Here is a 12,107-nt window from a genome sequence, read left to right as displayed (position 1 = left end):
ATTAACATTTGATTAAAACTAAAGAGCAAAAAGAGCTTTAAATGTAAACTTACAATGAATAAATAGATGAAACTGAAATAATACCTAAAATCACGAAACATTAAAGAAATATAAAAATCTTAAGATGAATAAATTATAAACTCACCATTAGCAAAAGAACTGATTACAGTATAAAACAAAAAAAGAGGCTACCATTTTAAAAATGATAGCCTCCACCTGATGTCTATATATTCGTACTAGAAAACTACTATAATTAAGCTTTTACACCTACCTTAGGAGCACCTTCTAGAATCGCTTTATCTTCTAAACCTTCTTCAAATTTCTTGAAGTTATCAACAAACTTGTTCGCTAATTTAGCAGCAGTTTCTTCGTAACCTTCAAATCCTCCAAGTGCCCATGATGCTTTAGCATCTAATGCTTCAGTTGGTACACCTTCTACTTGAGTAGGAACTTGAACTCCAAATACTGGGTGCTCAACAAACTCAATATTATCTAGTTTACCTTCTAAAGCTGCTGTAATCATTGCTCTAGTGTACTTTAATTTAGTTCTACCAACTTTATCAGAAGGACCATTAGACCAACCTGTATTGATTAACCAAATATTCGTATTATGCTCTGTCATTTTTTCACCTAGTTTCATTGCATAAACCGATGGGTGAAGTGGCATGAAAGGAGCTCCAAAACACGCAGAGAATGTAGGCGTTGGCTCCGTAATACCTGCCTCAGTACCTGCAACTTTTGCTGTGTAACCAGACATAAAGTGGTACATTGCTTGTTCCTTAGTTAACTTAGAAATTGCTGGTAACACACCGTATGCATCACAAGTTAAGAAGAAAATATTACGAGGATGAGTTTCTGATACAGATGGTATCTTAGCATTTTCGATATGATCGATTGGGTAAGATACTCGTGTGTTTTCTGTTATAGACACATTTGCATAGTCAACAACTGTAGTTCCTGGGAAGAAACGAGTGTTTTCTAATGTTGCACCAAACTTTATAGCATCCCAAATTTCTGGCTCATTTTCTCTAGATAAGTCAATTGTTTTAGCATAACAACCACCTTCGAAGTTGTAAATACCATTGTCAGACCAACCATGCTCGTCATCACCAATTAGATTTCTCTTAGGGTCTGCAGATAAAGTTGTTTTACCAGTACCTGATAAGCCAAAGAATACAGCAGAATCTCCATCTACTCCTTCGTTAGCAGAACAGTGCATTGGCAGAACATTTTGATCTACTAATAACGCATTCAAAACAGAGAAAATACCTTTTTTAATTTCTCCAGTATAACGAGAACCACCTACTAAAGCAGCTTTTTCTCCAAAGTTTAAGATAGAGAAGTTACCTTGGCGAGTGCCATCAATTTCTGGGTTTGCATTATATTCTGGAGCTTGTAATACTACGTAATCAGGCTCTCCGAATGCTGCTAACTCTTCTGCAGTTGGAACAATAAACATGTTGTTCACAAAGTGCGATACAGATGCTAAAGGTGTTACAACTCTTACTTTAATACGGTAGGCAGGATCTGCCCCAGCGTATACATTATTTACATATAATTTTTGGTTATCTAATAAGTAATCTACCATCTTATTAGCTAAACCATTGAATTTGTCTTGTGGAAATGGTTTGTTAATGTTACCCCACCATACTCTGTCGGTAGTGTAATCGTCTTTTACGATAAAACGGTCTTGAGGAGAACGACCAGTGAACTTACCTGTGTCGCACATGATAGCTCCTGTCGAGTTTAATACGCCTTCGCCGTTGTTAATTGCTTCTGCTACTAGCTCAGCAACTGATAAATCTTTGTTTACTCTTTTTGATTGTGATAAAAGTTTACCCGCTAATTTGTGTGTTTCTGTCATCATTGTGTTGTTTTAATTGCTTTTACATTATGTGCTTATTGGAATAATACAATAAAATACAAATGTACTCTATAGTAATTCAATAGTAATTAATGTCCGTTTATTGGTTGTGTTGTTGGCCATTGATTACGTTACAATAGTACGTGTATTTTAAAAGTGTCTAAATGACTTTTGTCAACAAGTTTTAAAAACTATATCACCATAAGTCAATGACTTTAAATGCTCGGACATTAAAACATTGAATAACAAATAGTTAACTTTTATTTGATTAATAATAATTACTGAGATTTTTTATTTACGACTATAATTTAACTGAATATTTAACTATAAAATTTGAATTGATATTCAAATGTAAAAACTACGTTTATAAATACAAAAGAAAAAATAGAAAAATAATCAATACTCTTCAAAAAAGTCAATTTTTAATCTTATTAAATAATAAATATCATTATTAAGAGGTGATTTTGATTTAATAGTGACAGATGTAGATAATTTCTCTTAAAAATTTAAATGAATGCCTTAAATAATGGATATTTAAGTTGAAATAATAAAAAAGGTATATCAACATATATATATAATGCATAGTAATCTAGATATAAACGTAAGTTCTGAAGTAGGTACACTTAGAAGGTTAATTATCCATAGCCCAGATGAAGGCATTGGAAAAGTAATACCAACTAAAGCGCAAGAATGGCTTTTTGAAGATATTATCCATTTAGAAACCATGCGTAAAAAAGAATATGATTTATACTTAAAGATCTTACTCTATTTTCTAGACTATGAAAAAATACATTCTCAAATTCATCAAATAGACTTACCTGAATCTGAAAGACATTTTTACAAACCAGATAAAAAAGATTATTTCAATTCTGATAAAGTAATAGAACCCCAAGCACTACTTGCTTCAATTTTAGAGAATCCTAATCTAAGATTAAGAATGATTGCTTCTGTTTGTGCACATGAAGGGACATCCTACCTATTACAAGACGAATTAATGGAGCTAGAATCGTCTGTATTGGCTCGAACTATGATTTCTGGAATACTACCAGACAAAAGAATGATCTTCCCTCCTATACCAAATCTTATATTTACTAGAGACATTGGTATAACAGTTAACGATCATATTCTATTAAATAAGCCAAAGAAAAAAGCAAGAACAAGGGAGTCGATTTTAATGAAATACATTTTCTTTAATCACCCTATGTTTCAAGAATACACAGATAAGATTATAGAGATAACTGACCCCGAAGATTTCTTCTTATTAGATGAAGAGGAACAGAATAAAAAAATTGTCACTTTAGAGGGTGGAGATGTTATGACTGTAGCTCCAAACCACTTATTAGTAGGTGTAAGTGAGAGAACTTCTATACACGCTGCTAGTAAAGTTGTGCACGAAATGCATAGAAGAGGTATTGTAGATAAAGTTACTGTTGTAAAAATCCCTGCAAAAAGGGCCTATATGCACATTGACACTACCTTTACTCAGGTAAAAAGAAATTTATGGGTATTGTTTGGTTCTTTCTCTAAAGAGGGTTTAAAAAAAGAAAAGGGTGATTTCATTTCTTCTTTAGGAGGACAGAAAAGTGAAAATGAATTAGAAATTTTACAATATGTAAAAGGTCAAGATTACAATAAGCCTATTAAATTTGATTATTTAGAAGATCTGTTGAATGATATCAGTCTAAATGATCTTCATTCTACAACTCCTACTCGATTTATCTATTCTGGTGATAATCAATTTCCTTTTGGTAGAAGAGAACAATGGACAGACTCTTGTAATGTTCTTGCATTAAAAGAAGGGGTAGTAATTGGTTACGACAGAAATGATAAAACTGCTGAGGGCTTTAAAAAGCAAGGTATTGATATTATAAAAGCGGAAGACCTTCTTAAAGCTTTTAAAAATGAAGAAAAGAAACCTGCAGACATCAAAGACACATTGATTCTACTCCCTTCTGCTGAATTATCTAGAGCAAGAGGAGGATCACATTGTATGAGTATGCCTATTAAGAGAGATCCTATTTACTAGGGTTTTTCTTATCTTTAAGAAGGTAAAAGATATTTACAGTTGCAATAAAACCATTTGATATAACCACTGGCCATGCATCTAATAAATATCCATACAATACAAAGGTAAAACAGCCTAAGGTATTTATTAAACGTAATTTATTTACATTCTTAAGTGAGAATGATATCATTAAAAGGATAGATGCTAGATACCCTATATATTCAGTATTCATTTCCATTTTTTTATATTTAGTTCGCGTTATAATTTAGATAACAAACATGAAAAACTTAAAATTATTAATCTCAATTATCGGTATTTTCATATCAATTAATGCATATTCACAAACCGAAGTCTACGATCCGAGTGCAGACGCAAAAGCAGATATTAAAGAGGCTGTTTCTTTGGCAAAAAAATCGAATAAACATGTATTTGTAAAAGTAGGTGGTAATTGGTGTGGGTGGTGTAAACTGTATGCAAAATTTACACATCAGGACGAAGAAATTATGAAAGTGATGAACGATAATTACGTTACCGTTCTTGTAAACTGGAGTAAAGAAAATAAAAACGAAGAAACGATGGAGTTATTAGGTAATCCTCAACGTTTCGGCTTTCCTGTTTTTGTTATATTAAACGGTAGTGGGAAAGTGATACATATCCAAAACTCTGGTAATCTAGAAAGTGGAAAAGGATACGATAAAAATAAAGTAATGCAATTTATTAATGGCTGGACACCTACTGCAATCAACCCTGCCACCTATAAATAGTATGAAAAAGATTTTACAATTTTTACTACCACCTATTTTATTACTATCTCTAGCATTAATTTTTAACGCTTGCCAACCAATAGAATCGTATCCTTTAAAAACTGGATATATGGAATTTAATTGGGAGGGGTGTAAAACATTAACGGCAAAAGTAACTGTACTTGATAGGTACGCTATGGAACCACCTATATATGGGGCTACCAAATTGTTTACAAGAGCAAGTGATACTGTAATGGTAAGTAAAATTGAATTTACATATAGAGGTACTTGTACAATAGAACCCTATAAAAATCCGGAAACATTTCCGTATTCTAGTGTAAAACAAACATTTACTGTCAGTAGTAATTCAACCTCTTACCCTCAATTATGGGATACTTACAATCCTAATAATTAAGAATATTCTAGAAAAATGTACAAAGCTAACAACTCTTTTTATGCAGTGTTGTTAGCTTTTTTTTATGACTTCTATACATTCACCAAAAGTCAAAAGGTTATTATCAGGATCTAAAACAGCAAATTCTTTTTGCCCCCAAGGTTTTACTTCTAATGGCCCATTCGGGTGGATAGTTGTATTTTGATCTACTAATGATTGATATAAACGGTCAATGTCATCAACTCTAATATACACCTGTCCGTAATTATCTTTTGGTTCTAGTTCTTTAAACTCAAAAAAGTGAATCTCAATTTGATCTTTCTTTATCATTAAATACCCATCATAATCAATAGTACCAACTTCAGAAAACCCTAATTTATTTAGATAGAATGATTTAGTGATATTTTTATCACGCATTGGTAATTTAGGGTGGATACTTCTCAACATATTTCTTTCTTTATCTTTTTATGTAAAACCAATTCTTTGATAGTAAGGTATTAGAAATACTCTTTTAAATGGTACTTCTCTCTAATATTTTTTCAAATCTTTCACCTCAATATTTTCAACTTACTTAAATCATCTATTTTGTGAAATATTAAACTAATTGATAATTTATAGTTACTACAGTATTTTCCTCTCAGATAAAATTCACACTATAATTATCAAAACAGATTACCACATAACAATATGCAAACGCATACTATTTAAACGTAAAAAATACAGGTATTTATTTTAAATAAACAACTGTTAATAGAGTGTTCTGTCACTTTATTTATAAGTTTTTTTTCATAAGTTGCTTTTTCAAAACAAGTGAACTACAATAAATTAACTTATTCAACAAAGTGTTAACTAAATATTTTTATCCATTTTTATCTATCCTTTGCTTTTTTTCTTTTGATGCACTAGCAACCGAAAGAGATGACAAGAAAAAAGGGCATGACAAAAGCGTTATCGAAGGGGAACATCATGAGAATCATTTCGAAGTAGAAGTCTCTTATAATAGTGCCGCACATTTCGAATTTACAAGTTCTGTATACTTTGCACACCTAACAAAATTTCAGGGTACAGTAGAATTTACTGGACATCATTTTGCCGGATGCTTTGTGAGAGAAATTCCATTAGGTCACTCTAAATTTGGAACATTTGTAGGATTAGGTTCTACTTTTGGCTTCGAAAAAGAAGGGGAACACGCTACATCTTCTTCTAACACGCACGTTGAAGATACCAACAAGAATGCGAAAGACTGGGAAGGAAGTATAATTTTCCAATCTGGTATGGCTTATTCTGTAAACAAGCATTGGAGTACAGGTTTTACACTCTCTCCAGGAGTTGATATAGAAACACATCAACCTAATTTTGGGATGACACTTGATTTAGTTTTCGGATTTTAATAAATCATAAAAAACTTAATGACTTTTAATAATTTAGTTTAAAGTCAAACATAATAAATATACTTACGTATTAGTAGATTATACAATATGAAATGCTATTTAATCAAAATCTACAATCACTCACAGTATCAATTATGTTATATAATTTAAGTACACGTTTCTTATTAACTTTATGTTTAGTAGGGTTATCCTCTGTATTGTTTGCACAAGAAGATGCACACGTTTATGTAGAAGGAGATAAAGATTTTACTAAGAGTGAGCAAACTCATACTGAAATTAGTGCAGAAGTAAATTCAGAAATTGAGCATGCAGACATTCATAAAGAAGAAGAGCACCATCATAAATATGAACTAGAGATCTCTTATAACAATAGCGGTCATTACGAGTTTACCGGATCTGTATATTTTGCCCACCTTACAAAATTCCAAGGTACAGTAGAATTTACAGGTAAGCACTTTGCAAGTGTTATTGTTAGAGAAATTCCAATTGGTCATTCAAGATGGGGTACTTTTGTAGGGGTTGGTGGAACTTTTGGTTTTCATGATCATGAGGTTCCTACAGATGAATATCTAGATTTAGAACCTGAAGAGGTTCCTCACCCAGATGATTATAGTACTTCTGATATGGATCAATCTCACAGAGAATGGGGAGGTTCAATTATTGTTCAAACAGGTATAGCTTACTCATTAAATAGCCATTGGAGTACAGGTTTCACATTGTCTCCAGGTATTGATGTACAATCTGGAGAACCTACATTTGGAGCAACTGTAGACGTTGTTTTTGGGTTTTAGTATTCTATAAAAAATGACTAAAGCAGAGTACGTTAGTAGTATAAATTATAAGAGCATATTGAAAATATTTTTGATACAAAAAAGGATTGATTTATATATAAATCAATCCTTTTTTGTATTTACTCCAATGTAGTAATCTATAAATAGTAGTATTTTTAACTTGGTTTTTGTTCGTTAAATTAAGTCTATTACTTATAGAACTTTCTACTTATTTACTTGCTTTAGCAAGGTCAGCAACTAATTGCTTTTCTTGTCTTAACCTACATTTGTACATCTCTCCCGATTTATTTAGATAAGAGACATGAACTAAAACATCTCCGTTTATCTTAAAATAAACATTGGTCATTTGGTTTGTAATAATCGTTTCACACAATTCTACAGTTCTAATTCCTGATTTAAATTGTGCTACAAGATCTTCTGACTCGGTATGAAAAATAAAAGTACTTTTATTGTCTCTAAAGAGTCCTACGTAATCTTCTAAAAGATTTTCTGCTCCTTTTCCAGAAAATACATTTCCTTTTAATTCGTTTAGGTGAGTTGCTGCAATTTTCTCTACTTCTACAGCATAAGCCATATTAAAGTAAGCGAAAAGCAAAGCTACAGTAATTAAACTAGCTACAGTTTTCATGATATAAAGGTTGTTAGGTAAAGATATTATTAAGTTTATACTATTAAGTGCAAATGGGTAAACAAACACCTAATTTTTCTTGCTTATTTATTTAAATGCAACCTACTATAGCTTAATATATTTAGTTCCAAAAAACCTGTTATCATCTGTGAATATTAATTCACATTAACATATTGCTATTTAATTTTTTCTTTTAATCTTTCTACAACATGAAATACTGCTGGGCATGTAATTGTATTTAATGTATGCAGTGCAGGGCGTTGGTTAAATCCTTTATTTTGAGTTAATGGATATTCTTTACATGCTTTTGGCCTTACATCGTAAATAGAGCATTCATTATCATCTTCTAAAAATGGACATGGCTGACGGTTCATTACATAATCACCATCACTATCAACACGCATATATTCTGATAATACTTCTGTCTCTTTGATACGTAGATGTTTTGCAATTCTTCGTACATCCGTAGCTGTAACTACAGGGCTAATTGTCTTACAACAGTTCGCACACGATAGACAATCAAATTTTTCAAATACCTTTTCATCTGCATCATTAACAATTTGATCAATCAATTTTCCTTTCTTTGTTTTCTTTAAACGTTTCAGGAAAGTCTCTGTCTCTTTCAATTTTAATTTGGCATTTAATTGCCAATCTTCGTAGATATCCATCATTTATTATAATTGGTATGCGTACATTTTTTTGTTTTTAAAACAGTAAATCCTGTTTTGAGAATCGTTAAATAGAATTGCTTCTACCTTAGTTAATGGGAGTTCTAAAACTCTTGTTTTCACACCATATAACTCTTTAAAATGTATTTCTTTTCCTTTCTCAAGCCAATACATTTCTTTTGCTGTTAAGCCTATTAAAGTTGCTCCTTTTACATTGTAAGGCATAGAGAGAATATTCCCTAATAGATCAAACGTATATACGCCGTTTAATTCATCAAGAACATATAAATTGTTTTGAAACTCTTTCATCCAAATTGGATTCCAATCATTTCCATTTATTAAACGTTCTAATTCTACGTTAATAGATAGAGACTCCGTACTTGGGTAATATTTCTTCATACGAAATGCTGATTGGTCATATAACCAAATACCTCCATCTGTAGCATTTGTTGCCACAGAGGCATACTCAACTAGTTCTGGAGAAAAGATATATTCTGATTGGACGGTTAATTGTTGTCCTAATATTCTGATTGCCTGCCAATCTGGAGAGAATAAAATAGTATTTAGCATTGCCCATGCATCTATTTGTACTTCTGCGGCAGCTTGAGGAGAGTACCATCTTTCTTTTGTAGTATTTACCCATTGAGCAACATTACCTTGATGATCTACAACATACACTTTTCCATTCCGGTCTATATCTACCGTAGCAATCTCTCCTACTTCCACCTCAAACTCTAACGTTTGGGCAGTTAATAAAAAGGGCAATACTAAAAATAGATTACTTAAAAGTAAGAAGTTCCAATTTTTCTCCATCAAAAGTAGCGTATGTATCATAAGAAAGCCATTCTCCTGTGTTAATGTACTTTCCTCCATTGTCAAGATCGAGTTCTAGAGGCAAGTGTCTATGTCCAAAGATATAATAATCTCTGTATTCTTCTGCCTGTTTTTCCTGACAATATTGCCATAACCACTCATTTTCTTTACCATGAAACTCGTGTTCCTTCTCTGCTCCTGCTGCACGGCTATGCTTAGACCAATTTTGGGCAATTCCCATTCCTATTGTAGGATGTAAAAAACCAAATAACCACTGACAAGCTTTATTAGCAAAAACCTTCTTTAAAAATTTATACGTATAATCTCCAGGACCTAAACCATCACCATGCCCTATATGGAACTTTTTACCACTTAGTTCAATATCTATAGGCTCTCTGATAATCGGAACACCCAACTCTTTTTCAAAGTAATCAAACATCCACATATCATGATTACCCGTAAAAAGGCTAATCTTAATACCCCTATCAACTAATTCCGCTAGTTTTCCTTGAAAACGAAGAAACCCTTTAGGGATAGCAAAGCGGTACTCAAACCAAAAGTCAAAAATATCACCCAATAAATAGATATGTTCTGCATCTTCTGCAGCCATATCTAACCAACGACAAACTTTCTTTTCTCTTTTTAAACTTTCTTCATAAGAAGGTGTTCCGAAATGAAAATCTGATGCAAAGTAAATTTTTTTAGACATATGATATTTAACGATTACTCTTTATAATGAAGTAGGCATCTATAAATTGTGGACTACAAAAGTAATATTTTAAAAATAAAAAAACCGACAATCTGCAATAGAATGTCGGTCTTGTATTTTTTGGCGAAGCCAAGATAAAAAGATTAGTATCTTCTTTCTCTAACTTTCGCAGCCTTACCGTAGCGGCCACGTAAGTAGAATAATCTTGCTCTTCTTACTTTACCTCTTCTCAATACTTCGATCTTGTCGACGCTTGGTGAGTTTAATGGGAATATACGCTCAACGCCAATTCCGTTAGAGATCTTACGTACAGTAAAAGTTTCTCCCAAGCTACCTTTATTACGGCGTTGGATTACAGTACCTTGGAACTTTTGAATACGCTCCTTGCTACCTTCGATAATTTTTACGTATACTTCGATAGTATCTCCTGCGCCGAAAGCGGGATGTTTCTCCATGTGGGATGAAAAATCCTTTTCAACTTTTTTGATTAAATCCATTGTGTGATAAATTTATCGTACAAAATTTTAGATTTGCAAATGTAGCCATAATAACTTGATAAAGAAATCTTTTGTTCAAAATAAGCCACTTTTACATCTTGATTTACGAATATTAAAAGAATTCCCACTTACAGCATGTTATTTTACTACCAAATAAACGGAAATAACACATATCTATCTTTAGGATAATCTCTAAATGTTTTGATATACCAATTGTAATGATCTCTAGCTCTAGGCATTAGATTTGCCAATGTCCAAATTAAAAAACTTAGACTAGCTACACTTGGAGCAATACATAAAAAGCCTACCCATTCTATTATTTCACCAAATAAATTAGGAGAACATATCTTCTTAAAGAGGTATTTATTAGGCACTACATAATGTGTTTCTCCTGGCTTCCGTAAACCCAAAAGTATATTATCAGATTTTATATTGATAAACATCCCAATACTGAAAAGTAAAATACCGAAATACATCAAATAATCTGATTGAAACACCCAATCGTGACCTAAAAAATAACCATTCAATGTGCCGTTAATTGAATTAAAAAATATAGCCGATCCCATAATAATCACGGGCATCTTTTTCTTTTTATTGGGCATTCGAAATGGAAAAATAAAAGTCCTATTTATATAATGAACAGTCCAAGCTATCATACCAATTAATGCTTGTATAGACACCGTAAACACACCATCATTTGCTATATAAAATCCAATCCACAACCCTATTGGCGATATTATTTCCATCCAGAACCACCCCCAAGAATTTGCAATCATCGGCCCCCAATCAGACCTTGTGTGCCTTCCGAATGGAGCTGTAACTTTTCCAAAAAACAAAGAACAGAAAGTTATTATTGCTATTAAAATCCACACCCATCCAATATTTTCAAATGTGTCTTGCTGTGTCATAAAGTACTATTAAAGATAATTATTGTTCATGTAAAGGAACAAAACGAAGTTTATTAATTCTAATGAATATCACTATCTTGCACAATTACCACTCCCTTTTACAATTAAATATACAATTGTCGCTTTGGTACCTGAAATAAAAACAAAAGAGCAATTTGAGACGCTTTTTAAAGTTCAATATCCAAAACTCTGTGCATATGCCAATAGCATATTAAATGATATTCAAGCAAGTGAAGATATTGTTCAAGATCTTTTATTTAAGCTTTGGGAATCACGTAATTCACTAGAAATTACAACTTCTGTAGAAGCATACCTTACTAGATCAGTAAAAAATAAAGCGCTAAATGTAATAAGACATACTGAAGTAAAAGATCAGTATAAAAACTACAATGAAGAATTAATTAATGAGGCCTCTTCTAATGAACTCTTGCTATTGGAAGCTAAGGAATTAGATCAAAAAATTCGTAAAAGCATAGATACAATGCCTACTAAAAGAAAAGAAATATTTCTATTGAGTAGGTTTGATGGTTTAAAATATGCTGAGATCTCTAAACAATTAGATATCAGTATTAAAACTGTTGAAAATCAGATGTCAAGCGCTCTTAAATATTTAAGAAAAGAGCTGACAGGTTTTCTTACGTTACTGATTATTTTTTTTATTAAAAATTTTTAGTCATTCCATAGGGGTTAATTCAT

15 protein-coding genes are annotated in these 12,107 nt (G+C 32.0%); 6 read left to right on the top strand and 9 right to left on the bottom strand.

Translation table 11 applies throughout. The features are described from left to right. Window positions 1-253: 253 nt before the first annotated feature. Window positions 254-1,867 (bottom strand): phosphoenolpyruvate carboxykinase (ATP), encoded by a 1,614-nt coding sequence (gene pckA, locus EI427_RS03210; protein ID WP_126611555.1) that lies wholly within the window; start codon window positions 1,865-1,867, stop codon window positions 254-256. Window positions 1,868-2,441: 574 nt separating this feature from the next. Here pckA and EI427_RS03205 point away from each other — a divergent pair. Further along, the gene (locus EI427_RS03205) at window positions 2,442-3,890 is read left to right on the top strand and encodes an arginine deiminase family protein (RefSeq protein ID WP_126611553.1); all 1,449 of its coding nucleotides are present in this window, start codon (window positions 2,442-2,444) and stop codon (window positions 3,888-3,890) included. On the opposite strand, the gene EI427_RS03200 is transcribed toward EI427_RS03205, so the two are convergent. Continuing rightward, window positions 3,880-4,107: a YgjV family protein gene (locus EI427_RS03200; protein WP_126611550.1), complete on the bottom strand. Its 228-nt coding sequence runs from the start codon at window positions 4,105-4,107 to the stop codon at window positions 3,880-3,882. The genes EI427_RS03205 and EI427_RS03200 overlap by 11 nt on opposite strands. 40 nt (window positions 4,108-4,147) lie before the next feature. On the opposite strand from EI427_RS03200, the gene EI427_RS03195 reads away from it, so the two are divergent. Both EI427_RS03195 and EI427_RS03190 read left to right on the top strand, forming a co-directional pair. Next, window positions 4,148-4,633, top strand: coding sequence for a thioredoxin family protein (locus EI427_RS03195; protein WP_126611548.1), 486 nt, complete (start codon window positions 4,148-4,150; stop codon window positions 4,631-4,633). A 1-nt stretch (window position 4,634) separates the two neighbouring features. Next, on the top strand, window positions 4,635-5,027 hold the full coding sequence (locus EI427_RS03190) for a hypothetical protein (protein WP_126611546.1): 393 nt from the start codon (window positions 4,635-4,637) through the stop codon (window positions 5,025-5,027). A gap of 51 nt (window positions 5,028-5,078) precedes the next feature. Here EI427_RS03190 and EI427_RS03185 read toward each other — a convergent pair whose 3' ends face one another. Next, window positions 5,079-5,453, bottom strand: a complete 375-nt coding sequence (locus tag EI427_RS03185; RefSeq protein ID WP_126611544.1) for a bleomycin resistance protein — start codon at window positions 5,451-5,453, stop codon at window positions 5,079-5,081. A 395-nt stretch (window positions 5,454-5,848) separates the two neighbouring features. Between EI427_RS03185 and EI427_RS03180 the strand changes: the two genes are divergently transcribed. Then, window positions 5,849-6,397 (top strand): hypothetical protein, encoded by a 549-nt coding sequence (locus tag EI427_RS03180; protein WP_126611542.1) that lies wholly within the window; start codon window positions 5,849-5,851, stop codon window positions 6,395-6,397. Between the two features lie 134 nt (window positions 6,398-6,531). Continuing rightward, on the top strand, window positions 6,532-7,188 hold the full coding sequence (locus EI427_RS03175) for a hypothetical protein (protein WP_126611540.1): 657 nt from the start codon (window positions 6,532-6,534) through the stop codon (window positions 7,186-7,188). A 208-nt stretch (window positions 7,189-7,396) separates the two neighbouring features. Here EI427_RS03175 and EI427_RS03170 read toward each other — a convergent pair whose 3' ends face one another. The 6 genes from EI427_RS03170 to EI427_RS03145 all read right to left on the bottom strand — a co-directional run bounded on the left by EI427_RS03170 (window position 7,397) and on the right by EI427_RS03145 (window position 11,411). Further along, on the bottom strand, window positions 7,397-7,816 hold the full coding sequence (locus EI427_RS03170; RefSeq protein WP_126611537.1) for a hypothetical protein: 420 nt from the start codon (window positions 7,814-7,816) through the stop codon (window positions 7,397-7,399). Between the two features lie 176 nt (window positions 7,817-7,992). Then, a complete protein-coding gene (locus EI427_RS03165) occupies window positions 7,993-8,487 on the bottom strand; it encodes a YkgJ family cysteine cluster protein (RefSeq protein WP_126611535.1) in 495 nt (164 codons plus the stop codon). 3 nt (window positions 8,488-8,490) lie between these two features. Continuing rightward, window positions 8,491-9,297, bottom strand: a complete 807-nt coding sequence (locus tag EI427_RS03160) for a hypothetical protein (protein ID WP_126611534.1) — start codon at window positions 9,295-9,297, stop codon at window positions 8,491-8,493. Continuing rightward, window positions 9,263-10,006, bottom strand: a complete 744-nt coding sequence (locus EI427_RS03155) for a UDP-2,3-diacylglucosamine diphosphatase (protein WP_126611533.1) — start codon at window positions 10,004-10,006, stop codon at window positions 9,263-9,265. Before EI427_RS03155 ends, EI427_RS03160 begins: the two co-directional genes overlap by 35 nt. A gap of 143 nt (window positions 10,007-10,149) precedes the next feature. Continuing rightward, window positions 10,150-10,503, bottom strand: coding sequence for a 50S ribosomal protein L19 (gene rplS, locus EI427_RS03150; RefSeq protein WP_126611532.1), 354 nt, complete (start codon window positions 10,501-10,503; stop codon window positions 10,150-10,152). Between the two features lie 146 nt (window positions 10,504-10,649). Next, window positions 10,650-11,411 (bottom strand): phosphatidylethanolamine N-methyltransferase family domain-containing protein, encoded by a 762-nt coding sequence (locus tag EI427_RS03145; protein WP_126611530.1) that lies wholly within the window; start codon window positions 11,409-11,411, stop codon window positions 10,650-10,652. 124 nt (window positions 11,412-11,535) lie between these two features. Here EI427_RS03145 and EI427_RS03140 point away from each other — a divergent pair, with 124 nt between their 5' ends. Next, a complete protein-coding gene (locus EI427_RS03140; RefSeq protein WP_170178382.1) occupies window positions 11,536-12,084 on the top strand; it encodes an RNA polymerase sigma-70 factor in 549 nt (182 codons plus the stop codon). Window positions 12,085-12,107 lie beyond the last annotated feature (23 nt).

This window comes from Flammeovirga pectinis, assembly GCF_003970675.1.
Classification (GTDB): Bacteria; Bacteroidota; Bacteroidia; order Cytophagales; family Flammeovirgaceae; genus Flammeovirga; species Flammeovirga pectinis.
The sequence above is the reverse complement of the archived record's forward strand: the minus strand, read 5'-3'. Positions and strand labels throughout refer to the sequence as shown.